20 protein-coding genes are annotated in these 22,192 nt (G+C 74.7%); 12 read left to right on the top strand and 8 right to left on the bottom strand.

What is annotated here, in order from left to right; all coding sequences use genetic code 11:
• The first annotated feature begins 70 nt into the window (after window positions 1-70).
• A complete protein-coding gene (locus tag KGD84_RS29890; protein WP_220563654.1) occupies window positions 71-928 on the top strand; it encodes a Rieske (2Fe-2S) protein in 858 nt (285 codons plus the stop codon).
• 179 nt (window positions 929-1,107) lie between these two features.
• On the opposite strand, the gene KGD84_RS29885 is transcribed toward KGD84_RS29890, so the two are convergent.
• Window positions 1,108-1,935 carry a metallophosphoesterase gene (locus KGD84_RS29885; protein ID WP_220563653.1) on the bottom strand — a complete coding sequence of 276 codons (828 nt, stop codon included), beginning with the start codon at window positions 1,933-1,935 and terminating at the stop codon, window positions 1,108-1,110.
• 317 nt (window positions 1,936-2,252) lie between these two features.
• Between KGD84_RS29885 and KGD84_RS29880 the strand changes: the two genes are divergently transcribed.
• Window positions 2,253-2,495, top strand: coding sequence for a PLDc N-terminal domain-containing protein (locus tag KGD84_RS29880; RefSeq protein WP_220563652.1), 243 nt, complete (start codon window positions 2,253-2,255; stop codon window positions 2,493-2,495).
• Between the two features lie 65 nt (window positions 2,496-2,560).
• Here KGD84_RS29880 and KGD84_RS29875 read toward each other — a convergent pair whose 3' ends face one another.
• Together KGD84_RS29875 and KGD84_RS29870 are read right to left on the bottom strand one after the other, a co-directional pair.
• Complete coding sequence (locus KGD84_RS29875) at window positions 2,561-5,011, bottom strand: MMPL family transporter (protein ID WP_220563651.1); 2,451 nt, start codon at window positions 5,009-5,011, stop codon at window positions 2,561-2,563.
• A 47-nt stretch (window positions 5,012-5,058) separates the two neighbouring features.
• Window positions 5,059-5,706 (bottom strand): TetR/AcrR family transcriptional regulator, encoded by a 648-nt coding sequence (locus KGD84_RS29870; RefSeq protein WP_220563650.1) that lies wholly within the window; start codon window positions 5,704-5,706, stop codon window positions 5,059-5,061.
• A gap of 1,076 nt (window positions 5,707-6,782) precedes the next feature.
• On the opposite strand from KGD84_RS29870, the gene KGD84_RS29865 reads away from it, so the two are divergent.
• Window positions 6,783-8,000, top strand: a complete 1,218-nt coding sequence (locus tag KGD84_RS29865; protein WP_220563649.1) for an MFS transporter — start codon at window positions 6,783-6,785, stop codon at window positions 7,998-8,000.
• A gap of 88 nt (window positions 8,001-8,088) precedes the next feature.
• Window positions 8,089-8,973 carry a LysR family transcriptional regulator gene (locus KGD84_RS29860; RefSeq protein WP_220563648.1) on the top strand — a complete coding sequence of 295 codons (885 nt, stop codon included), beginning with the start codon at window positions 8,089-8,091 and terminating at the stop codon, window positions 8,971-8,973.
• A gap of 258 nt (window positions 8,974-9,231) precedes the next feature.
• Here the strand turns inward: KGD84_RS29860 and KGD84_RS29855 are convergent, their stop codons facing one another.
• On the bottom strand, window positions 9,232-10,200 hold the full coding sequence (locus KGD84_RS29855; RefSeq protein ID WP_220563647.1) for an NmrA family NAD(P)-binding protein: 969 nt from the start codon (window positions 10,198-10,200) through the stop codon (window positions 9,232-9,234).
• 177 nt (window positions 10,201-10,377) lie between these two features.
• On the opposite strand from KGD84_RS29855, the gene KGD84_RS29850 reads away from it, so the two are divergent.
• Window positions 10,378-11,673: a D-arabinono-1,4-lactone oxidase gene (locus KGD84_RS29850; protein ID WP_220563646.1), complete on the top strand. Its 1,296-nt coding sequence runs from the start codon at window positions 10,378-10,380 to the stop codon at window positions 11,671-11,673.
• A 196-nt stretch (window positions 11,674-11,869) separates the two neighbouring features.
• On the opposite strand, the gene KGD84_RS29845 is transcribed toward KGD84_RS29850, so the two are convergent.
• The 3 genes from KGD84_RS29845 to KGD84_RS29835 all read right to left on the bottom strand — a co-directional run bounded on the left by KGD84_RS29845 (window position 11,870) and on the right by KGD84_RS29835 (window position 14,604).
• The gene (locus KGD84_RS29845) at window positions 11,870-12,961 is read right to left on the bottom strand and encodes a winged helix DNA-binding domain-containing protein (protein ID WP_220563645.1); all 1,092 of its coding nucleotides are present in this window, start codon (window positions 12,959-12,961) and stop codon (window positions 11,870-11,872) included.
• Window positions 12,962-13,060: 99 nt separating this feature from the next.
• Entirely contained in the window at window positions 13,061-14,017 is a 957-nt protein-coding gene (locus KGD84_RS29840; protein WP_220563644.1) for a hypothetical protein, read from the bottom strand.
• A gap of 35 nt (window positions 14,018-14,052) precedes the next feature.
• A complete protein-coding gene (locus KGD84_RS29835; RefSeq protein ID WP_220563643.1) occupies window positions 14,053-14,604 on the bottom strand; it encodes a TetR/AcrR family transcriptional regulator in 552 nt (183 codons plus the stop codon).
• Between the two features lie 89 nt (window positions 14,605-14,693).
• Between KGD84_RS29835 and KGD84_RS29830 the strand changes: the two genes are divergently transcribed.
• From KGD84_RS29830 to KGD84_RS29815, 4 genes are all read left to right on the top strand, one after another.
• Window positions 14,694-15,290 carry a DUF2867 domain-containing protein gene (locus KGD84_RS29830; RefSeq protein WP_220563642.1) on the top strand — a complete coding sequence of 199 codons (597 nt, stop codon included), beginning with the start codon at window positions 14,694-14,696 and terminating at the stop codon, window positions 15,288-15,290.
• A gap of 44 nt (window positions 15,291-15,334) precedes the next feature.
• On the top strand, window positions 15,335-15,802 hold the full coding sequence (locus KGD84_RS29825; protein ID WP_220563641.1) for a DUF6463 family protein: 468 nt from the start codon (window positions 15,335-15,337) through the stop codon (window positions 15,800-15,802).
• 394 nt (window positions 15,803-16,196) lie between these two features.
• On the top strand, window positions 16,197-16,976 hold the full coding sequence (locus KGD84_RS29820; protein WP_220563640.1) for a sporulation protein: 780 nt from the start codon (window positions 16,197-16,199) through the stop codon (window positions 16,974-16,976).
• Window positions 16,977-17,064: 88 nt separating this feature from the next.
• The gene (locus tag KGD84_RS29815) at window positions 17,065-17,499 is read left to right on the top strand and encodes a DUF4240 domain-containing protein (RefSeq protein WP_220563639.1); all 435 of its coding nucleotides are present in this window, start codon (window positions 17,065-17,067) and stop codon (window positions 17,497-17,499) included.
• On the opposite strand, the gene KGD84_RS29810 is transcribed toward KGD84_RS29815, so the two are convergent.
• Window positions 17,463-18,392 (bottom strand): 1-aminocyclopropane-1-carboxylate deaminase/D-cysteine desulfhydrase, encoded by a 930-nt coding sequence (locus KGD84_RS29810; protein ID WP_220563638.1) that lies wholly within the window; start codon window positions 18,390-18,392, stop codon window positions 17,463-17,465. The genes KGD84_RS29815 and KGD84_RS29810 overlap by 37 nt on opposite strands.
• Before the next feature lie 67 nt (window positions 18,393-18,459).
• Here KGD84_RS29810 and KGD84_RS29805 point away from each other — a divergent pair, with 67 nt between their 5' ends.
• The 3 genes from KGD84_RS29805 to KGD84_RS29795 all read left to right on the top strand — a co-directional run bounded on the left by KGD84_RS29805 (window position 18,460) and on the right by KGD84_RS29795 (window position 22,189).
• Complete coding sequence (locus KGD84_RS29805) at window positions 18,460-19,548, top strand: sugar diacid recognition domain-containing protein (RefSeq protein ID WP_220563637.1); 1,089 nt, start codon at window positions 18,460-18,462, stop codon at window positions 19,546-19,548.
• A gap of 70 nt (window positions 19,549-19,618) precedes the next feature.
• Entirely contained in the window at window positions 19,619-20,815 is a 1,197-nt protein-coding gene (locus KGD84_RS29800; RefSeq protein ID WP_220563636.1) for a glycerate kinase, read from the top strand.
• 12 nt (window positions 20,816-20,827) lie between these two features.
• Window positions 20,828-22,189 (top strand): GntP family permease, encoded by a 1,362-nt coding sequence (locus tag KGD84_RS29795; protein WP_220563635.1) that lies wholly within the window; start codon window positions 20,828-20,830, stop codon window positions 22,187-22,189.
• The last annotated feature ends 3 nt before the right edge of the window (window positions 22,190-22,192 follow it).

Genomic DNA, 22,192 nt, shown 5'->3' with positions numbered 1-22,192 from the left:
CAAACGGCGTGCCGGTCGGGGCCCCGGGACCTGATGCGTGGGGCGCGGCCGAACGGGTAGTCGCCCGCCCATGAGACTCGGTGAACGCATCCGCAGGATCGAACGCGAGGACCGCCTGGACCCGGCGGTCTCCCGCCTGGCGGGGATCGCCGAACGCCTCCCCGCCGGGAAGGCGCGCGACCTCCTGCACGGGGTACCGCTCGGGCACCCCGTCCACCCCATCGCGGTGCACCTGCCGATCGGCACCTGGACCGCGGCGGTCCTGCTCGACGTGCTGCCGGGCGGGAACCGGCGCGCGTCCCGCCTGCTGATCGGGACGGGCATCCTCGCCGCCCTCCCTGCCGCGGTGGCGGGACTGGCCGACTGGTCGCGGCTGCACGAGCGGCAGCGGCGCGTAGGGGCGGTGCACGCGGCCGCCAACGGCGCGGCCACCCTGCTCTTCGGGGTGTCCCTGCTGTCCCGGCTGCGCGGACGCGAGGGCTGGGGCGTGGCCCTGGGCCTGGCCGGGGCGGGCGCGGTGGGCCTGGGCGGCCTGCTCGGCGGGCACCTCTCCTACTACCGGGCGAGCGGCGCCAACAGCGCCGACGCCCTGATCGACCTGGTGCCCGAAGGCTGGAGCGACCTGGGGCCGCTGGACGGCTTCCCGGAGGGGAGCCCGGGCCGGGCGGACGCCGACGGCGTCCCCGTCGTGGTGGTACGGGAGGGGGAGTCGGTGTCCGCCCTGCTGGGCGCCTGCCCCCACATGGGGGCGCCCCTGGCGGAGGGGGACCTGGTCGACGGGTGCATCCGCTGCCCGTGGCACGGGAGCGAGTTCCGGGTGGAGGACGGGAGCGTCGTCCACGGGCCCGCGACCGCCGCACCGGAGGTCCTGGAGACGTCCGTGGTGGAGGGCCGGCTGATGGTCCGCTCCCCCGCGGCCCGCTACTAGGCCGTGCTCTTCGGACCTCCGCCGCGCTTCGGCCCGCCCGTCGAGTGGCGGAAGGTCCTCAACGGACGGCCTACGGCCACAGGCCTCCCTTGAGGACCGCTCCTCCGGAACCCCGCCGGGCGCCTCACGACCCCCGGCCACACCGGACGGCGTTCCCGAAGGTCCCTGGGCGGCCGGGGTCAGCCGTCCGACCGCTCGGCGCCGACCTCGTAGAGGGGCTCGGTGCCCGCGGGCACCAGTGAGACGGAGGAGGCCACCACCGTGTCCGGGTACACGTCGACCCGGGTGAAGGCCGATCCGGCCAGCCCGCGGGTGACGTTCTCCGGGCCGAGCGCGTCGCCCGTGTAGGCGAGCGCCCCCGAGATCCACGCCGGGATCCCGGCGAAGGCCCCGGCGGCCGGGTGGTGCGCGTGCCCGGACAGCACCATGCGCACATCACCACCGCGCAGGACGTCGGCGAGCTTCTCGGGGGAGCGCAGCCCCAGCGGGTCCATCAGGGGCAGCGGCGAGGGGATCGGGGAGTGGTGCAGGCCCAGGATCGTGCCCTCGGGCGCCGGGGAGGCCAGCTCCTCGCGCAGCCACTCCAGCTGCTCCTCCCCGAGCTCGCCGTGGTGGTGGCCGGGCACCGTGCTGTCCAGGACGATGATCCGCAGGCCGCCGATCCGGTGGACGTAGTACAGGGGCGCGTCGGATCCGGGTTCGTTCAGCAGGCCCGCGCGCAGCGCACCGCGCTCGTCGTGGTTGCCCATCATGTACAGAGCCGGAACGCCCAGGCGCTCCGCCACGGGCTCGACCGCCTCGCGCAGGATCCCGTAGGAGCGCGGGTCGCCCTCGTCGGCGAGGTCGCCGGACAGCAGCAGGGCGGCGAGGGGGATCCCCGCCTCCTCGACGGACCGCAGCGCCGCCGCCAGGTGGCCGACCGTGTCCTGGGTGCCGTGCAGGGGCTCGCCCGCGCCGACGATGTGGACGTCGCTGAGCTGGATGATGGTGTGGACGGGAGAGGGCATGGGCCACCGCCGTGGATGCTCGTTCCGTGAGACCGGCCGTTCCCGGCGTCTCGTTGCACACCTCAGCGTCGGCGACCCCGGTGAACGCCGGATGACGGCGGCCCGGCGGCGGGCGAATGCCCGTCGACCCCCGTGTGGCCGTTTCCCCGACACCGACGAAAGTCGGCCGGACCCCCGACGAAGATCACCGGCCCGGGCCCTCGGCGCCGCCGAAGGCGACATCCGGAAGCGTTCCGCCGGCGGATGTGCCGGCGCGGGCCGGAAACCTAGCATCGGAGGTGTTCCGGCGCGGTCGTGCCGGGCGGAAGGGAAGGGACATGGACATGCTCACCCTGGCACAGGCGCTCCCCGGCGAGACGGCGCTGGCCGCGTTCGGACTCACCGCCGCACTGCTGGTGGCGGCGGCCGCGGTCGTGTTCGTCGTCGCCGCGGTGATCAGCATCATCGCCTCCCGGACCGACGGCGGAATGAAGCTCGTGTGGCTGGTCCTCGTGGTCGTCGCCCCCTTCATCGGGTCCGCGCTGTGGTTCCTCGTGGGCCGCAGGCGCGTCCCCGCCTGACCGCCCCGCGACGAACGGCCCGGACACGCCCCGCGGGGCATGTCCGGGCCGTTCGGCTTCGCAGGTCAGCCGCGGACCGCGGCGCTGTCCGCCGGCTCCCGCTCGGAGCCCGGCTCCTCACCGCCCTCACCGGCGTGCAGGTGGCGGGTCTCCAGGGCGGCGCCCTCCACGTCGATGTCGGGCAGCAGCCGGTCGAGCCACCTGGGCAGCCACCAGGCGGCGTCGCCGGCCAGGTGCATGAGCGCGGGCACCAGCAGCATCCGCACCACGAACGCGTCGATGAGCACGCCGAAGGCCAGGGCGAACCCGATCGAGCTGATCATCACCGAGTGCGAGAACACGAACCCGCCGAACACCGAGATCATGATGATCGCCGCGGCCGTCACCACCGAGCGCCCGGCCCGGAAGCCCTGCACCACGGCGGTGCGGGAGGGCGCGCCGTGCACGTACGCCTCGCGCATGCCCGTCCCGATGAACAGCATGTAGTCCATCGCCAGGCCGAAGAGGATCCCGGCCAGGATCGTCGGCAGGAAGTTCAGCACCGGCCCGCTGTTCTCCAGCCCGATGAGGCCGCCCAGCCACCCCCACTGGTAGACGGCCACCACGCCGCCGAGCGAGGCGAAGAACGACAGGATGAACCCGAGCGTGGCCACGACCGGCACGAACACCGACCGGAACACCAGCAGCAGGATCACCAGGGACATGCCCACGACCACCGTCAGGTAGGTCGGCAGCGCGTCGTTGAGGGTCTCGGAGATGTCGATGTTGCCGCTGGCCACGCCCGCGACGCCGAGCGTCCCGGTGCCCTTGATGGGCTCCAGCTCGCGAAGGTCGTGGACGAGCTGCTCGGTGGACTCGCTGGTGGGGCCCTCGACCGGGACCACCTGGAAGGCGGCGTACGTGAAGTCGTCGGAGAACGCGATGGGCGCCAGGGCCGCCACGTCGTCGAAGTCGTAGATCTTCTCGGCGACCGTGATCTGGTCCATCTGCGCGTTCAGCTCGGCGGTCTCCTCGTCCGGGCCGCCGGTCAGCCGGGCGATCACCAGCAGGGTGCCGTTGGCGCCCTCGCCGAACTCCTCCTCCACGATCGTGTAGGCCCGGTACTGGGTGGAGTCGGTGGACTCGGAGGAGCCGTCGGGCATGCCCAGCCGCAGGTCGAGGGCGGGCAGGGCGACCACCACGAGGGCGGCCACGGCGACGGCGGCCCGCAGCAGCGCCCGGCCGGTCGACATCGGACGCACCGTCTCCGCCGCGGTCGCCCCGCCGGACGCCCGCTCGGCGAGACGGGCGCGCTCGCGGCGGGACAGGATGCGCTCGCCGCGCAGCGACAGCAGCGCCGGGACCAGGGTGACCGCGACGACCACCGCGACGGCGATGGCCAGCGCGCCCATGGTGCCCATGAGCCCCAGGAACCCGATACCGGTCAGGTTCAGGCCCAGCAGGGCGATGAGCACGGTCGTCCCGGCGAAGACCACGGCGTTGCCCGCGGTCCCGTTGGCCAGGCCGATGGACTCCCCGACCTCCACGCCCTGCTTGAGCTGGCGGCGGTGGCGGTTGATGATGAACAGCGCGTAGTCGATGCCCACGGCCAGGCCCAGCATCAGGCCCAGGATCGGGGTCACCGACGCCATCTCCAGCACCCCCGACAGCGACATCGCGATCAGGGTGGCGATGCCGACGCCGACCAGGGCGGTCAGCAGCGGCAGGCCCGCGCCCACCAGGGTGCCCAGCATGACCACCAGGACCACGGCGGCCACGACCAGGCCGACCACCTCGGCCGGACCGAACAGGGCGGGCAGGCTCTGGGCCAGGTCGCTGTTGAAGTCCACCGTGGTGCCGGGGACCGGGTGGTCCTCGAAGACCGCCATCACGGCGTCGCGGGTCTCCTGGGAGACGTCCATCTGCTCCGCGGTGAACGAGACCATGACCTGGGCGGTGTCGCCGTCCTCGGAGACCATGCCGACGCCGGAGGACATCTCCATGAGGGCCTCGCCGCCCTCGATCATCTCCATGCCGGCGTCGATCTCCGCCTGCTGGCCGTCGAAGAACTCCTCCGACTGCTCCAGCATCCCGGCGGCCTCGGCCGCCTCGCGGCCCGCGTCGAGCTCGGCCTGTCCGGCCTCGATCTCCTCGCGGTTCTCCTCGAGCTCCCGGACCCCCTCGGCGCGCTCGGCCTCGGTGGCGAACGGGTCGACCGCGTCCGCGACCCCGGGGACCTCCGCGACCTGTTCGGCGCGGTCGGCGATCGCCTCGCGCTGCTCCTCGGTGAACTCCGAGCCGTCCTCGGTCTGGTAGATGGCGGCCCCCGAGCCGCCGGCCAGGTCCGAGAACTCCGCGGCGCGGAGCTGGTTCACCTCGTCGGTGGGCGTCCCGGGGATGGAGAAGCCGCCCTCCAGCTCACCGGAGAAGAGGAAGAACGCGGCGCCGGACGCCATGAGCAGTGCCAGCCAGACGGCGATGACGGTGCGTGCGCGGTGCGCGCACGCCCGTCCGAGTCTGTAGAGGAGTTCAGCCATTGAGTGTGCCTTCACAGAAAAGGGGCCGATGGGGAGCGCGGACGCGCTCAGGCCGTGCCGTAGCCGTCGCGGGTGACGGTGAGGATGCGCTCCAGCAGTTCGGACCAGACCCGGCGGGAGCCGTCGTCGACGACCCCCCCGGTGATCCGCTGCCAGTGCTCCACGACGACGGAGCCGCCGCCGATGATCGCGCCGCACATGAGGTCGACCGTGAGCGGGTCGGCCTGCGGGTGGCGGCGCATCACGATCGCCGACAACCGCGTGCCCACGTCGGTCATCGCCCGCTCGAACAGGGCGGCGCGGCCGGCCGAGGGCGTGCCGTGGCCCTGCTCGACGAAGCGCTTGAGGCGGGTGATGGGGGTGAGCAGGTCGGTGCCGCGGATGGCGTCGGCCAGGGAGTCGAAGATGTTCGCGTCACCGCCGTCGGGTGCCGCGTCGAGGTTGGCGCCGATGCCGTCGACGATCTCCTCCAGCATCCGGCCGAACACCTCCAGGAGGATGTCGTCCAGCGAGCGGAAGTGGTTGAACACCGTCCGCCGGGAGACGTCGGCGCGCTCGGCGAGCTGGTCGACGGTGAAGCCGGTGTCCCCCCGCTCGGCCGCCAGCGCGGCCGCGGCGTCGATGATGGCCCGGCGGTGGCGGGACTTCAGTGCCTCGCGCCGGCCGGTAGCGGGTGGAATGGGCCGATCGTTCACTGTTCCACGCTAAACACCGCAATGCACTGAGTGCAACGACGCACTGAGTGCACCCTGTCACATTCGCCCCCCTTCGAACCCACCCCAGGGGTTCCCCACCCGACCGGAAACCCCAGCCCCAGAGGCTTTCCCACCCGACCGGGGCGGGCCGGCCACCCCCGGAAGCCATCGCAGCCTCCCACCCCCTGAAGGGCCCCACCCGGGGCCGGCCATAGCCGGAGGGCATCGCACCTCCTCCGCCGCAGGGGGTTCCCCACCCGACCGGTGTGGCCCGCCACAGCCGTGTCAGGCCAGTGGGGCCCCTGACCCCAGGGGGTCTTCGCCGAGGTAGTTGTAGGTTTCCAAGAGGCCGGCCGCTTGGAAACGGCGGTCCGCACCGGGTGGGCCCGGCCCCGGCCGCAGTCGGTGTCCGGCAGACCACCAGGGGGAATCGTTGGGCTCCCGCCCGGGGTGGTGGGGGTGTGACTGCCGGAGCCGGGTGCACGCGGAGCGCGCACACCCGCACCGCCTGGAAAGGTTGGGGGCGCCGGCGGCGGTGCGGGGGCTCCACGCTGTTGCCTACTCCCGCACGTGACCGCGGTACGGACGGGAGCGGGGGTGAAAGCCGCACGTACCCGCGCCCCCGGCCCCAGACCGGGCACAGGACCGCACACCTCAGCTCTGGGGGGTGAAAGCCGCACACACCCGCGACATCAGCCAGAGGGGGGTTGGGGAGGAAGGACCGCGACCCCCGCCCCAGGGGGCGTTGCCGCACGTACCCGGAAGCCCGGTCCCAAACCGGGCACCGGACCGCACACCTCAGCCCCCCCCCGGGGGCGAAGGCCGCACGTACCCACAGCCCCAAGCCCCAGGGGGTGGGGGGAGAAGAACCGCGCACCTCAGCTCTGGGGGTGAAGGCCGCACACACCCACTGGTCGAATTCGACGTCCCCTGAGGGGGAACGCTTTTTCCGAAGCCCTTCACGGGTCGATGTATTCCAACAGAAAAGCGTGCCGGAGACATGCATCACGGATCACGATGGATCCCATGAAAAGAATGCATTGGACGCCCGGGATTCGCGCGCCGACCATGAATACATGACGAACCCCCTTTCCGTCTCCGGACAGAATGCGGCCGGCCGCGAACGCCGCCGCACCACCTCCTCCGCCCTCCCGGTCATGGCCGTGGCCGCGGGCCTGTCCGTGGCGGGCAACTACTTCGCCCAGCCCCTCCTGGGCCTGCTCGGCTCGGAGCTGGGCATGTCGACGACCACCGCGGGCCTCACCGTCGCCGCGGCCCAGGTCGGCTACGCGGTCGGCCTGGGCCTGCTGGTCCCCCTCGGCGACCGCTACGCGCGGCGCGGCCTGGCCGCGACCCTGCTCGCGGCCACCGGGCTCCTCCTGGCCCTGGCGGGCGCGGCGCCCACCGGGTGGCTGCTCCTCGCCGCCACCGCCCTGGCCGCCGTCACCTCCGTCGGCGCCCAGGTCCTCGTCCCCTTCGCCGCCGAACTGGCCCCGCCGCACCGCCGGGCCCGCGACATCGGCGTCGTCATGGCCGGGGTCCTCGCCGGCGGCCTGGTCGGCCGGGCCGCCTCCGGCCTGGTGGCCGAACTCGCCGGGTGGCGGACGGTCTACTGGGTCACCGCCGTCCTGCTCCTGGCCGTCGCCGCCGTCGTCTGGCGGGTCCTGCCCGGTGGCGGGGGCGACCGCGGCGAGGCCACGCGCCCGCTGCGCCTGTGGCGTTCCACCGCGGCCCTGCTGGTCGACCTGCCCGCGCTGCGCCGACCCATCGCGACCGCCGCGCTGGCCATGGCCTCCTTCACCGTCCACCTGACCGTCGTGACCCTGCTCCTGGTCGACGCCCCCTACGGCTGGACGCCCGCGGTCATCGGGTTGGTCGGCCTCATCGGCGTGATCGGCCCCCTGGCCATGCCGCTGGCCGGACGCCTGGTCGACCGCGGCCACCCGCGCGCCGTGCTGGTCACCGGGCTGGTGCTGGCGGCCACGGGGTGGGCCGTGATGCTCCCCGCCCAGAACGGCGGCATCGCCTGGCTGCTCGTGGGCCTGGTCCTGCTCAACGCGGGCCAGACGGCGGTGCTCAACGCCTCCCAGACCACCGCCTACGAGCTGCGGCCGCAGGCGCGCAGCCGGATCAACGCCGTCTTCATGACCCTGTTCTTCGCCGGGGGTGCCGTCGGCGGGGCGCTCGTCCCCGTGGTCTGGGTGAACGCCCACTGGACCGGGGCCTGCCTGCTGGGGGCCGGCCTGGTCGCCCTGGGCCTGCTCGTCGCCCTCGCCCCACGGCGCCGGGGCTGAGCCCCCGCCGTCCCGGGCTCCACCGTCCCCGGCCGGGGCCCCACGGCCGCCGCGGAGACCGGCCCCGCGGCGGCCGTACGCTACCGCCATGGAACTCCAGCAGATGCGCTACGTGGTCGCCATCGCCGAGACCAACAGCTTCACCCGGGCCGCCGAACGCTGCCTGGTCGCCCAGTCCGCGCTCAGCCACCAGGTCGCGCGGCTGGAGCGGGAGCTGGGGGCCAGGCTCTTCGAGCGCACCAGCCGCCGGGTGCGGCTGACCGCGGCCGGGGCGGCCTTCCTCCCCGAGGCCCGCCGCTGCCTGGAGGCCGCCGAACGCGCGGCGGCGGAGGTCGCCGCCGCCGTCGGCGAAGTGCGGGGGCCGCTGGAGGTGGGCCTGATCCCCACCGTCGCCGCGGTCGACGTCCCCCGTGCCCTGCGCGACTTCCGCCGCAGGTACCCGCAGGTGCGCATCGGCCTGCGGGTGGGCGCCAGCGACGACCTCGTCGAACAGGTCAAGGCGGGTGAGATCGAGGTGGCCTTCCTGGGGCTGCCCACCACCGCCCGGCCCCAGGGCGTCAACGTCCGCGAGCTGGGCCGGGACCGGCACGTCGCAGTGGTCGCCCCCGACCATCCGCTGGCCGAGGGGACGGAGGTGAGCCTGGAGCGGTTGGTCGACGAGGTGTTCGTCGACATGCCCGCCGGAACGGCCGGGCGCGTCCAGTCCGACCAGGCCTTCGAGGCCGCGGGCCTGGACCGCGACGTCGCGTTCGAGGTGAGCTCGGCCGAGTACATGGCCAGGCTGGTCGGGGAGGGGTTGGGGGTGGCGCTGCTGCCCGCCGCCTACGTGCCGCAGCTGACGGGGGTGACCACCCTGGAGGTCACCGACGCGACGGGGCGCGTGGAGTATGTCGTCTGGGCGCGGACCGGGGCCACGCCCGCGGCCCGCGCCTTCCTCGACATCATCGACACCGCCGGCGCGGCCACGGACTGAACCCGCCGTCCGGGTCCGCTTTCCGGTTTCGCCGACCGGGACCGCTGCCCGGACCCACCGTCCGGACCCGCAGGGCGCGTCCTCCTTCCGGTCCTGCCTTCCGGCCCTGCCGTTCGGACCCGTCAGGCGGGTCCTCCGGCCGGTCCCACCTTCCGGCCCTGCCGTTCGGTCCCGCCGGGCGGGCCCACCTTCCGGCCCCGTCAGCGCACCCGCGCTCGCGCCCACGGCCCGCACCCGCGCCCACAGCCCACACAGGCGTCAGCGGGTGCGCAGCCACGCCTCCAGGGTCAGCAGCCCCGGGTGCCGGGCCCGCAGTGCGGCGAGGTCGGCCCGGAACCCCTTGCCGTTGATCCACGCGTACATCTTGGCGACCTCCGGGCTCCGCTCCCGCAACTCGGCGTCGGGCAGCCGCTCGAAGCGCGTCGGAACGCCGTCGGCCGCGGCGAACAGCTCGGCGATCCGCCGCACCGGGAGCTCGTCCCCGGCGATGTCGATCCGGCGGCCGGCGAACTCGGCGGGTGCCCCGAACACCGCCGCGGCGATCCGCCCGATGTCGGCGAGCGCGATCAGCTGGAGCGGGGTTTCCGCGTCCAGGGCGGCCGGCACGACCCGCTCGCCGGTCTCCACCCGCTCCCCGGCGGCCGAGCCGGCCCCCACCCGCTTCCCGGTGGCCACCTGCTCCCCCTGCTCCCCGACAACCACCCGCTCCCCAGCTCCCACCGACTCCCCGCCCCCGTGGCCCGGCCGCGGCAGCGCGTACCGCCAGTTCTCCATGAAGTACACCGGGCGCAGCACCGTGGCCGGGACCCCCGCGGACTCCACGTACGCCTCGATCTCCGCCTTGCTCTCGAAGTGCGCCACCCCCGACCCCTGCCCGGCGGCCGCGGCCGAGGTGTAGACCAGGTGGGCGGCCCCCGCCGCGGCCGCCGCGTCGGCGACGTTCCGGCCCCGGCGCACCTCCGTGGCCGGGTCGGGGTCGGCCAGGTCGCAGGGCTGGACGCTGAAGACCCCGTGCGCGCCCCGGGCCGCCGCGCGCAGCGACCCCGGGTCGTCGAGGTCGCCGACGACCGGCTCCGCGCCCAGCGCGGCCAGGGCCCGGGCCGCGGGGGCCTCCGGGGAGCGGACCAGGGCGCGCACGCCCCATCCGCGGTCGAGCAGGGCGCGGGCGACGGCGCCGCCCTGGCCGCCGGTCGCGCCCGTCACCAGAACGGTCCTCTTCTCCTGCACGCCGATTCCCTTTCTCCTTTTCCGAATTTCCGTGACCAGCATCCCGGGGAACCTCCGGACGCGTCCAATATCCTTTTTTCATTCCAGCGATCGAAAAAGCGGATGGGAGGCGGTGAGGCCCCCGGAACAGGGCCCGGTTCGGTAGCGTGGGCTCCCGCCGCACCCCCAGGAGGGCCCATGTCCACCCCGCCCGTCCCACCCACCCCGCCCGCCCCGTCCACCCCACCCGCTCCGGTCCGCAACTGGGCCGGGAACCTCACCTACGCCAGCTCCCGCATCCACCGGCCCGCCGACCCCGACGCCTTGCGCGCCCTGGTCCGCGACACCCCCCGGATCCGGGCGCTGGGCAGCGGCCACTCCTTCAACCGGGTCGCCGACTCCGACCACGACCTGGTGTGCCTGGACGGCCTACCCCGGGAGATCGACGTGGACCCGGGGGCCGCCACCGTCACCGTCTCCGCCGGAACCCGTTACGCCGAACTCGCCGCGGAGCTGCACCGGCAGGGGTTCGCCCTGGCCAACCTGGCCTCGCTGCCGCACATCTCGGTGGCGGGGTCCTGCGCCACCGGCACCCACGGGTCCGGGGACCGGCTGCGCTGCCTGGCCGCCGCGGTGCGCGGGCTCGAACTCCTGGGGCCCGGCGGGGAGACCGTGCGGCTGGGTCGGGAGACCGACCCGGAGGTGTTCCCGGGAGCGGTGGTGGCCCTGGGGGCGCTGGGCGTCGTCACCCGGCTCACCCTTGAGGTCGAACCGGCCTTCGAGGTGTCCCAGCGGGTGCGCCTCGACGTGCCGCTCGCGGAGGCCGCCGCCGACTTCGACGCGGTGTTCGGCGCCGCGTACAGCGTCAGCCTGTTCACCGACTGGAGCGGGGGCGTCGGCCGGGTCTGGCTCAAGCACCGCGTGGGCGACCCGGAGGGCTCCTGGGCGGGAGGGCGGCCCGCGGACACCCCGCAGCACCCGGTCCCGGGGATGCCCGCCGGGCCGGCCACCGAGCAGTTGGGCGCGGTCGGCCCCTGGTCCGAGCGGCTGCCGCACTTCCGGTCCGGGTTCGCGCCGAGCGCGGGGGAGGAGCTGCAGTCCGAGTTCTACCTGCCGCGGGCGGCGGCCGCCGAGGGCTTCGCCGCCCTGCGCGGCCTGGGGGAGCGGATCGCCCCGGTGCTGCACATCTCCGAGGTGCGCACGGTGCGCGCCGACGACCTGTGGCTCAGCCCGGCGTACGGCCGCGACTCGGTGGCGTTCCACTTCACCTGGCGGCGGATGCCGGAGGCGGTGGCCCCGGTGCTGGCGGCGGTGGAGGAGCGCCTGGCGCCCCTGGGGGCGCGACCGCACTGGGGCAAGCTCAGCACCCTGTCCCCGGCGGACGTCGCCGCCTCCTACGAACGGGCCGCGGACTTCGCAGGGCTGCTGGAGCGGTTCGACCCGGAGGGGAAGTTCCGCAACGCCTTCACGGACGCGTACTTCCCCCGGTCCTGAGGCCCCGGTCCCACCCGGACCCGAGGCCCCCGTCCCGAGGCCCCGCTCGAATACAGGGCTCGGCGAACCCCCTCGCACCGAGCCCTTCCCCGGACCTGAGACCTCCCCCGGATCCGAGGCTTCCCCCCGTTCCGAGACCCCGATCCCACCCGGGACCCTCCCACCCCACCCCACCCCGCCCTACCCCCCCCGGGGCTCAGCCGTCGATACGCACGCGGCGAGACCCGCCGTCGGACAGGAACGCCGACAGCTCCTCGGCCTGTTCGGCGACGGCGTCCCGTTCCGCCGCGGTGAGCGGGCGCAGCGGGGCGACGGACACGGTGTCGTCCCTGCTCGTCCAGGTCGCGGTGACCCGGCCGTCCACCAGCACCACGCGCTCGCCGGCCACGGACAGGCCGCGGTGCTCGTCGTCGATGATCCGGCCGCGGTACTGGTAGCCCAGGACGGCGTTGTCGAACGCGGGGAGGAACCGCACCGGCGCGGTGGTGTCGGGGTCGGGCAGCGGGGCGCCGGGCAGGTCCAGCAGCTCGCGGCCGTTCGCGTCGCGGAAGGACACCAGCTCGTCGCGGACCGCGGCCACCGCGGCGGGCAGCCCGGCCACACCGCACCACGCGCGCAGGTCGCTGGAGGTGGCGGGCCCGTAGGCGGCGAGGTAGCGCCGCACGAGCTCCCGACCGACCGGGTCGGTGCCGTCGGGGTCGTGGGGGGCGGGCTCGCGACCGGTCCAGTCCGACAGGAGCGCGACCCGCACTCCCCCCTTGGTGCGCCATAGCCCGCGCGGCGGGGTCTGCACGAGCGGGATCAGCGCGGAGACCAGCATCTCGCCCAGCGCCCGCCGGTGCCCGCCGGGCCAGCGGTCGATGACCGCGTCGACGAGTTCGGCCGTGGTGCGGGGCTCACCGTCGGCCAGCACCGCCCGGCCGGCGGCCTCCAGCTCGTCCAGGTCCACGCCGTCGAGTTCCCGGCGGTAGACCCCGGTGACCTTCTGGCGCAGCATGGTGTCGAACCGGGAGCGCCAGGCCAGCACGTCCTCCGCGACCATCAGGTGGATGGTGCGGCGCATGAGGGGGAGCCGCACCACGCGGCGTCCGGCCAGCAGGTCCGACAGCGCCGGCGCCTCGAACCCGCGCAGCCGGGACCACAGGCCGACGAACGGCTCCTGCGGCTCCTGGGCCTGGAGCCCGCACAGGTGGGACACCATGTCCAGGGCCGACCGGTCGGAGGGTTCGAGCAGGCCCTGCCGGGCGAGCGAGGCGCGGTTGAGCGCCCGGTCGTCCAGAACGGTCATGGCGTGTACCTCCGTGCGTCCCTCCCGGCCCGCGCCGGGACGCCGCGTCCCCCGCGGCCTGGGACCACCCTCGCAGGCGAAGAGGTCAGGTCCGGTCCTCTACTCCCGTGCGGTGTCCCACCAGTCGAGGACGCGCAGGGCGTGGAAGGTGAGTCCCCTGGACGGCTCGCCCGGCGGGGCGTCCACCTCGAACCACACCCGGCCCTCGTACCGCTGCCGCTGGTGCCAGGTGCCGTCGGCGTCGCGGGCGGCGCGGATCAGCCCGACCGCCTCGGCCAGCCGCGGGTCGGGCGCGGTGCCCTCGTGCAGGGACGCCGCGCGGAAGTGGTCGACGGCCCTGAGCACGCTGTAGTGCCAGCGGAACGGGTAGGCGAGGTGCGTCGCCCACGGGTGCGGCTCGCCGGTGGACAGCCGCCGGAACAGGGCGCGTTCGAGCAGGTACTCCTGAGCCGCGTGCCGGGCCTCGCGCAGGGCGGCGGTGCCGCCGGTGCGGACCTCGTGGTCGAGGATGCCCCGCACGGAGTTCAGCGTGGAGTGGAACGAGGAGCGGGTCGCCCCCTCCACCCACATGCAGTTCCAGCCGCCGTCGGCGAGCCGGTGCCGGGGGAACCAGTCGGCGATCGCCGACACGTCGGCGCCCAGCCAGGCGCCGTTGGCCAGGGTGTAGGCGTTGATGCAGGCGTCGACCTCGCCGCTCCAGTACGGAAGGCCCTCGTACTCCCAGCGGGCGTTGCGCGCCAGCAGGCCCGCGGTGTCCGGCCGCAGCGCGCCGGGCTCCACGCCCCATTCGCGCAGGGCGTTGAGCGACCAGGTGGTGGCCGTCCAGGGCTGGCCGGGTTCGTCCCGGGAGGCGTCCGCGGGGAAGTAGGCGCCGCCCGCCCACAGGCCGTCGGGGTCCTGGCGGGCGAGCAGCGCCGCGCCGAAGCCCTCGTGCGGGACCCGGGCGCGGGTGGCCCGCCACACCTCCTCCGGGGCGCGCGCGAGGTCGCGCTCCACGCGCCAGCGCAGACTCGGGTCGGAGTCGAGCAGCCAGTCCAGGACAGGGGTCTCCACCATGGGGGGAGGCTACTCCGGGGCGGCGACGAAACGGCTCAGGGGCGCAGGAGGTGGTCCCCGGCGAGCACGATCGCCTCGCGGTGGGTGCGGCCCGGGTGGTCCACGGCGATGAAGTGGCGGCCGATCGCCAGCGCGAACGCCAGGGTGCAGCGCGCCTCGACCTCGTCCGGGTCGTCGATGAACCCCGCGAACATGGTGCGCAGGAAGTCCATCCTGACGTTGTCGACCCGGCGCAGCCGCTCGGCGACCGCCGGGTCCTGGCGGGCCCACTCCCGGACGGCGAGGTCGATCCGGTGCAGCTCGTCGGTGAAGGTCAGCAGCCCGGCGCGGCGGATCTTCTCGGCGGGGCTCCCGCCCTCGGCCTCGACGCGGGCCAGGACGTCGCCGGTGCAGCGGCGCTCCCACTCGTCGAGGAGTTCGGCGAGCAGGGCGGGCCGACCGTCGAAGTACCCGTAGAACCCGCCCTTGGTCACGCCGAGCCCGGCGGCCAGGGCCTCGACCCGGACCGCGTCCGGGCCGCCCCGGGCGAGGGCGTCGAGTCCTGCTTCGATCCAGCGGCCGCGCGGGGTGCGGGCGGTGGGCGGCACCTTCTCACCACCCCCGGGATGTCGTGCTCATGATGTGTACGGTACCGTACAAAAGAGATATACGGCTGCGTATAGAACGGGGGGCCGCCATGGCCCGGCGTACGATCTCCGACCACACCGCACACCCCTGGCGTATCCACGAGCTGGCCCCGGACTTCGAGGTCGAGGACGTGTGGGCGTTCCGCACCCCCGGAGCGGGCCCCGGCGACTTCCGCGCCGCGGTGGAGGCGATCCGCTCGTCCGGCGGGATCGGCCGGATGCCCTCGGCGGCGCGGTTCCTGTTCGCCGTCCGGTGGCGGCTCGGCGGGCTCCTGGGCTGGGACGACCCGGGGTCGGGCGTGGGCGGGCGGGTCCCCTCGCTGCGCGACCGCCTCCCCGCCGACCTGCTCGCCGCGCCTCGGGGGGAGGACCGGGACGACATGCCCCTGAAGGCGGTCTACGAGACCGACACCGAGGCCGTCCGCGAGCTGGCGAACCGGACCGTGCACACCCTGATGCACCTGGGCTGGGCGCGCGGGGCCGACGGCGACCACGAGCTGCTGATGGCCGTCCTCGTCAAACCCAACGGCCGGTTCGGGCGGCTGTACATGGCGGCCATCGCGCCCTTCCGGCACCTCATCGTCTACCCGGCGCTGACCCGCGGCTGGGAGCGGGCCTGGGCCGAGCGGAACGGAGGGCCGGCATGAGCGGGCGGGCGGAACAGGACACGGCGGAGCGAACGGAGCAGGGCATGGACACGGCACCGGAGGCGGGACGGAACGCGCGGACCGGGAGGGCGCCGCTGCTCTGGGGGAGCGGCATCATGATCGTGCTGGGCGTCGGACACCTGGCCCTGCTGGCGTTCGTCGACGGCGCCGTCATCGCGGCCTGGGCGGAACGGGGCCTGTGGGCGGCCGTCCCGCTCGACCTCGGGGGCGGCGCGGAGCCGACGGCGGCGCAGCTGCAGAACTCGCTCACCTTCTGGGCCGGTCCGGGGAGCTTCTCCGTCCCCCTGGTCCTGTTGGGGGCCTTGATCCGGCACCTGGTCGGACGCGGGGTGCCCGTCCCCTCGTGGGTGGGCTGGGGGACCGCGGCGTGGTGTGTCGCCGGCGGTGTCCTGCTCGTGCCGTCGCCCTACTTCCTGGGCGCCGTGGCGGGCCTGCTGGTCGTCCTCGGGGCTCGGCGGGACCGGCTCCGGGAGTCCGCGGCCGCCGCGTGACCGGCCCCGGACCGGCCACACGGTCCGCCCGGGCCGCACCGACCCCACGGACCACACCGACCCCACGGGCCGCACCGGCCGTACGGGCAGCGCCTGCCGCACCGACCCCACAGCTCGCGTGGTCCGCACCGGCCCCACGGGCCGCGCGGTCCGCACCGACCCCATGGGCCGCACGGTCCACACCGACCGCACCGGCCCCGCGGACCGCACCGGCCCCGCGGACCGCACCGGCCGCGCGGTCCGCACCGGCCGCGCCGACCCCACGGACCGCACGGGCCGCGGCCGGTCCGGGCCGTTCGGGAACCCGCCGCGGGTACGGCCTCGTTGACCCTTGCGAGGGAGCCGGGTTCCGGGCCGCGAGGCGGCCTCCGCCGCTCTCCGGGAAGGACGCGTCATGGTCTTCAGGTACCTCCTCTCGGTACTCGGGACCGGATGTCCCAAGGTGGACACCGTGCTGGACGACCCGCACCGGCGGCCCGGCGAGCTGCTCCAGGGGCGCCTGGAGCTGACCGGGGGCGAGCTGGACTGGGAGATCGCCGAGGTGGCGCACGTCCTCGTCGCCCGCTTCGGCGACGGCGAGGAGTCGGAGTTCGCCCGGGTGCCCCTCATGGGCGCGATGACCCTGGACGCGGAGCGGCGGCTGGTCGTGCCGTTCGCCTACCGGGTCCCCTGGGCCGCGCCGCCGACCCGCCTGGACGGGACCGACCTGGCCGGGGTCGAGTTGGGCCTGCGCACCGACGTCGTCATAGACGACGCCCTCGACGAGGGCGACCTGGACCCGGTGCACGTCCACCCGCTGCCGCTGCACGAGCGCCTGCTGGAGGGGATGGAGAGCGCCGGGTTCGAGCGGCGCGGCGGGCACGCGGCCCGGGGCGGACTGCCCGGCGACCCCGGGCGGGCGCGCTTCCACCGGGCGCTGCGCTACACCGACGGCACCGTCGACCTGGACCTGCTGCTGTCCACCGCCGAGGAGGGCGTGGCGGTGGCGTTCGCGGCCGACGGGATGCTGGCGGAGTACGCGGCGGGCCGGGCCGAGCCCCGCTGGTTCCACGCCCGCCACGAGGACGCCGACCGCGAGGACTGGCGGCGCCGCGTGGGCGAGTGGATCGGGTACACCCTGGACCGCGACGGCGACGGCGAGGCGTACGCGCGCAAGGGCGGCGCACAGGGGTGAGCCCGCGGGCGCCCTCCGGCCCGCCGACGCCCTCCGCCGGCCCTCCGGTCCCCGGGGCCTGTCGGAACCCTCCGGCAGGATCGGGGCCATGACCGAGGACACCTTCTGGCGGCTGATCGACGAGGGCCGCGCCGCCGCCCCCGGTCCGGACCCCGACCACCTGGCCGACCACCTCGTCGGGCTGCTGTCGCGCGGCCCGGTGTTCATGATCACCGGCTTCGCCGAGCGGCTCTCCGAGGCCCTGTACCGGCTGGACCGGCGCGAGTACGGGGAGGACCTGTCCTCCGACGTGTTCCTGTACACCCGCGCGGCGGTCGTCGCCGACGGCCGCGCGGCCTACGAGGGGGTGCCGGCCGACCCGGTGCTCTTCGTCCCCTACGCCGAGGAGCCGATCTGGGCCGAACCGCTGCTCTACGTACCGGACCGCGCCTACGAGGACTTCACCGGCGAGGAGTGGCAGCGCCGGACCCGGTACTCCTACGAGTCCTACTCCAACCGCGGGGGCTGGACCGGCGGGGCCTGAGCCCGGAACTCCGCGGGACCGGTCACCAGGGCGACCACCGTGGTCCCCGGGCGCAGGCGGCCGCGGGCGGCCAGGTCGTAGATCCCGGCGAGCATCTTGGCCACGTAGACCCGCTCCGGCTCCAGCCCGTGCCGGTCCCGGAAGTCGTCGATGAACGCCCGCAGCCCGTCCGGACACCGGGCGTACCCGCCGAAGTGGTAGCCGGTCTCGATCTCCCAGTTCCCGCCGGACACCCCCGCCTCCCGCTGGAGCCGCCGCACCTCGTCGGCGAGGAAGCCCCCGCCCTTCAGCACCGAGAACCCCAGCGCCCGCCGCCCCGGGCCCAGCCCGGCGGCGACCCCGGCGAGGGTGCCCCCGGTGCCGCAGGCGCAGCACAGCACGTCGAAGCCGGTGTCGATCTCCGCGGCGACGGGCACGCAGCCCAGCACCGCCTCGGCGTTGCTGCCGCCCTCGGGCAGCAGGTGGAAGTCACCGAACCGCTCGCGCAGCCCCGCGATCACCCCGGGCGTGTGCTTGTCCCGGTAGGTCGCCCGGTCCAGGTGGACCAGCCGCATCCCCTGGGCCGCCGCGTACTCCAGCACGGGGTTGAGCGGCCGGTGCTCCTCCCCGCGGATCACCCCGACGGTCGCGAACCCGCAGGCCCGGCCGGCGGCGGCCACCGCCCGGATGTGGTTGGAGTAGGCGCCGCCGAAGGTCAGCAGGGTCGTGGCCCCGGCTTCGTGCGCCCGCACCAGGTTGCGGTGGAGCTTGCGCCACTTGTTGCCGGGCACCTCGGGGTGGATGAGGTCCTCACGCTTGAGCAGCAGCCGCACCCCGTGCAGCCGGGGGTCGCGGACCTCCTCCAGCGGGGAGGGCAGTCGGGCCGTCAGGTGGCCGCACCCGGTGGACTCCATCCCGCCAGCGTAGGGACCCCGGCGCGGGGGGCGGGACCCGGTCCCGGGGCTCCCTATCCTGGTGGCCATGGCAGAAAACGCCGGCCGGACGCCGTTGAGCGGGGAACTCGCCCAGCGGGTGGTCGATCTCATCGCACCGACGATCAGCCACAACATCAACGTGATGGACGAGCACGGCACGATCATCGCCTGCCTGGACCCCGAACGCCTCGGCACCCTGCACCGGGGCGCCCAGCGGGTCATCGCCGAGGGCCGGCCCGTCCTCATCACCTCGCCCGAACCCGGCACCTCCGACCGGCCCGGTGCCAACGAGCCGCTGGTCATCGACGGCGAGCTGCGCGGCGCCGTGGGCATCACCGGCGACCCCCGGGAGGTCGCCCCGCTCGCCCGTGTGGTGGCGCTGACCGTGCAGCTGCTCATCGCGCAGGAGGACGAGCAGGACGCCGCCACCCGTCGCCACACCGAGGCCCGCGACCTCATCGCCGCCCTGGCCTCGGGCACCGCCTCCGCGGAGTCGGCCCGGGCCCGGCTGGCCGCCGCGGGGCTGGCCCCGCCCTGGTCGCTGGCGCTGTGGACGGCCGGGACGCCCCGGCCGGACGCGGCCGCGGCCCCGCCGCCGCTGGCCGACACCGCCGTGGCCCGGCTCAACACCGATCTCGGCCACCGGTCGGCCGTGCTGCACGGCGCCCTGTGGCTGGTGGGCTCGGGGGCGGCGCCCGACCTCCCCCTGCCCGCCGGCGTCCGGCACACCGCCACCGAGCCCACCGACGACGTCGAGGCGCTGCTGGCCCACGCCGAGGAGTCGCGGGCGCTGTGCCGCTACGCCGGGCTCATCCCGGTCCTGGGGGACACCGAGCCGTGGTCGCGCGACATCGCCGTGGCCGTGGCCCACCTGCCCCGGCGCAGCCTGGAGCACCTGGCCGGGCGCGCGTCGGTGCTGAGCGAGGCGCAGCGGCGCACCCTGCTGGCGGTGGCGACGACCACCTCCATGCAGGCGGCGGCGGACTCGGTGTACGTCCACCGCAACACGCTGCTCCAGCGGGTGGAGCGGATCCGCGCGACCACGGGGGCGGACATCCGCCGCGCCGACCACCTGGCCGCGTTGCAGATGGCTCTCTACGCGCGTGAAGCCTTGTGCGTTTCGCACACAGACTGAACAAGAAGTCACAGGAAGTCTGGGCGAGACGACGTCGAATCGCACGGGGTTTCTTCTTAGGCTCTCCGACATGTCCAACGCGTTGCAGGTACATGACCAGGACTTTCCCGTCCGTGTCGCCATCGTCCCGGACTCCTTCAAGGGCAGCGCCCGGGCCGTGGACGTGGCGGCGGCCATGGAGAGGGGCGTCCGCGACGCCTTCGGCGCCGCGGGCATCGAGGCGACCGTCCACACCCTCCCGTTCGCGGACGGGGGAGAGGGGACCCTCGACGCGCTCCTGGGAGCCTGGGGCGCCGAGGCGCTCACGGTGGACACCACCGACGCCCTCGGCCGACCGGTACGGGCCCGCTACGGCCTGTCCCCGGACGGCCGGACCGGGGTCATCGAGGCGGCCGAGGCCAACGGCCTGCCCCTGGTCTCCGACGTGCCCCTGCGCCCGCTGACCGCCACCACCCGGGGCATCGGCCCCCTGGTCACGGCTCTGCTGGACGCCGGGGTCGAGGAGATCCTCCTGTGCATCGGGGGGTCGGCCACCACCGACGGCGGCACCGGCCTGCTCCGCGCGCTCGGCGCGCGCCTGCTGGACCGGGACGGGCGGGAACTCCCCGACGGGGGCGGGAGCCTCACCGAACTGGACCGTTTGGACACCTCCGGGCTCGATCCGCGCGCCCGGGCCGTACGCTGGCGCATCGCCTGCGACGTCACCAACCCCCTCGTCGGCGACCGGGGGGCCGCCGCGGTCTTCGGGCCGCAGAAGGGCGCCGGCCCCGACGACGTGCGCGTTCTGGACGCCGGGCTGGACCGCCTGGCCGAGGTCCTCGCGCAGGCCACCGGCGAGGACGTCCGCGACCGCCCCGGCCTGGGGGCGGCGGGCGGCCTGCCCGCCCCGCTCACGGCGCTGTTGGGCGCCGAGGTCGTCCCCGGGTCCCGCATGGTCGCCGACGTCCTGGACGCCGAACGCCTCATGGCCGCCGCCGACCTCGTCCTGACGGGGGAGGGCCGGTTCGACGGCCAGTCCCTGGGCGGCAAGGTCGTCGACGCCGTCCGCCGCCTCGCCCCGGCGGGACGCCCCGTCGTGGTCATCGCCGGAGACGTCTCGGTCACCCCCGAGGAACTCCGGCGGTCGGGCGTCACCGCCGCCTTCTCCACCGCCCGGGGCCCCCGCACCCTGGAACGGATGAGCGAGGAGGTCCTCGCCGACATCGAGTGGACGACCTCCAACTGCTGCCGGCTCCTCGCCCACCACTTCGCATCCCCGCACGCCTAAGGAACACCGACCGTGACCTCGTTGCTCATCCTCCTCGTCCTGGTGGCGGCCATCGTGCTCGTCACCGCGCGCTGGAAGGTCAGCCCCTTCCTCGCGCTCATCGGCGCCGCCCTCATCGGGGCCTTCGCCTACCGCATCCCGATGGGCGAGGTCGTCACCACCGTGACGACCGCCTTCGGCAACACCCTGGGCAACATCGGCCTGGTGATCCTGTTCGGCACCATGATCGGCGTGATCCTGGAGCGCTCCGGCGCCGCGATCGCGATGGCCGAGGCGCTGATCAAGGTGCTCGGCACCCGCTTCCCGAACCTGACGATGTCCCTGATCGGCTACATCGTCTCCATCCCGGTGTTCTGCGACTCCGGCTACGTCATCCTCAACTCGCTGCGCAAGGCCGTGACCCTGCGCACCGGCGTGTCCACCCTGGCCACCTCGATCGCGCTGATGACCGGCCTGTACGCCACGCACACCCTGGTCCCGCCGACCCCGGGCCCGCTGGCCGCCGCCGAGAACCTCGGCGTCTCCGACAACCTGGGCATGATCATCGCCCTGGGCCTGCCGGTGGCCGCCGTCGCCGCCGTCGCCGGCCTGGTCTTCGCGAGCACGTTCTCCCGCAAGGAGTTCACGCCGCTGCCCGCGGAGAACGACGACGACCTCACCCGGCAGTCCTACGAGGAGCTGCGCGAGAGCTACGGCCGGCTGCCCGGCGCCTTCGTCTCGTTCCTGCCGATCGTGGTGCCGCTGGCGCTGATCTGCACCTCCTCGATCGTCAAGCTGCCGAGCCGCCCGCTCGGCGAGGGGGCCGCCTTCGACGTCCTCGGCTTCCTGGGCACCCCGGTCATCGCCCTCATCATCGGCCTGGCCGTCGCCGCGCTGCTGCTGCGCGGGCACGGCAAGCTGGAGCGCTTCAACGACCACGTCCAGGAGTCGATCCGGGTCTCGGCCCCGATCCTGCTCATCACCGGCGCCGGCGCCGCCTTCGGCGGCGTGCTGGCCGCCTCGCCGCTGACCGGCTTCCTGTCGGACAACCTCAGCGGCCTGGGCCTGGGCCTGGCGGTGCCGTTCATCATCGCCGCCGCGCTCAAGACCGCGCAGGGCTCGTCCACGGTGTCGATCGTCAGCACCTCGGCCCTGATCGCGCCGATGCTGGGCTCGCTCGGCCTCGACTCCCCGGAGGGGATGATCCTGAGCGTGCTGGCGACCGGTGCCGGAGCGATGGTCGTCTCGCACGCCAACGACTCCTACTTCTGGGTCGTCTCCCAGCTGAGCCGGATCCCGGTGGCGACCGCCTACCGGACCCTCAGCGTGGCGACCGCCATCGAGGGCACCGCGGCCTTCGCGACCATCTGGGTGATCGGGCTCTTCCTGCTCTGACCC

The organism is Nocardiopsis changdeensis, from assembly GCF_018316655.1.
Taxonomy (GTDB): domain Bacteria; phylum Actinomycetota; class Actinomycetes; order Streptosporangiales; family Streptosporangiaceae; genus Nocardiopsis; species Nocardiopsis changdeensis.
This window is presented reverse-complemented; position numbering and strand designations above follow the sequence as displayed.

Bases quoted from the DNA above. Each gene is read 5' to 3' on its own strand.
- KGD84_RS29890 (WP_220563654.1), top strand. From the start codon at position 71: ATGAGACTCGGTGAACGCATCCGCAGGATCGAACGCGAGGACCGCCTG.
- KGD84_RS29885 (WP_220563653.1), bottom strand. From the start codon at position 1,935: ATGCCCTCTCCCGTCCACACCATCATCCAGCTCAGCGACGTCCACATC.
- KGD84_RS29880 (WP_220563652.1), top strand. From the start codon at position 2,253: ATGGACATGCTCACCCTGGCACAGGCGCTCCCCGGCGAGACGGCGCTG.
- KGD84_RS29875 (WP_220563651.1), bottom strand. From the start codon at position 5,011: ATGGCTGAACTCCTCTACAGACTCGGACGGGCGTGCGCGCACCGCGCA.
- KGD84_RS29865 (WP_220563649.1), top strand. From the start codon at position 6,783: ATGACGAACCCCCTTTCCGTCTCCGGACAGAATGCGGCCGGCCGCGAA.
- KGD84_RS29860 (WP_220563648.1), top strand. From the start codon at position 8,089: ATGGAACTCCAGCAGATGCGCTACGTGGTCGCCATCGCCGAGACCAAC.
- KGD84_RS29850 (WP_220563646.1), top strand. From the start codon at position 10,378: ATGTCCACCCCGCCCGTCCCACCCACCCCGCCCGCCCCGTCCACCCCA.
- KGD84_RS29845 (WP_220563645.1), bottom strand. From the start codon at position 12,961: ATGACCGTTCTGGACGACCGGGCGCTCAACCGCGCCTCGCTCGCCCGG.
- KGD84_RS29840 (WP_220563644.1), bottom strand. From the start codon at position 14,017: ATGGTGGAGACCCCTGTCCTGGACTGGCTGCTCGACTCCGACCCGAGT.
- KGD84_RS29830 (WP_220563642.1), top strand. From the start codon at position 14,694: ATGGCCCGGCGTACGATCTCCGACCACACCGCACACCCCTGGCGTATC.
- KGD84_RS29825 (WP_220563641.1), top strand. From the start codon at position 15,335: ATGGACACGGCACCGGAGGCGGGACGGAACGCGCGGACCGGGAGGGCG.
- KGD84_RS29820 (WP_220563640.1), top strand. From the start codon at position 16,197: ATGGTCTTCAGGTACCTCCTCTCGGTACTCGGGACCGGATGTCCCAAG.
- KGD84_RS29815 (WP_220563639.1), top strand. From the start codon at position 17,065: ATGACCGAGGACACCTTCTGGCGGCTGATCGACGAGGGCCGCGCCGCC.
- KGD84_RS29810 (WP_220563638.1), bottom strand. From the start codon at position 18,392: ATGGAGTCCACCGGGTGCGGCCACCTGACGGCCCGACTGCCCTCCCCG.
- KGD84_RS29805 (WP_220563637.1), top strand. From the start codon at position 18,460: ATGGCAGAAAACGCCGGCCGGACGCCGTTGAGCGGGGAACTCGCCCAG.
- KGD84_RS29800 (WP_220563636.1), top strand. From the start codon at position 19,619: ATGTCCAACGCGTTGCAGGTACATGACCAGGACTTTCCCGTCCGTGTC.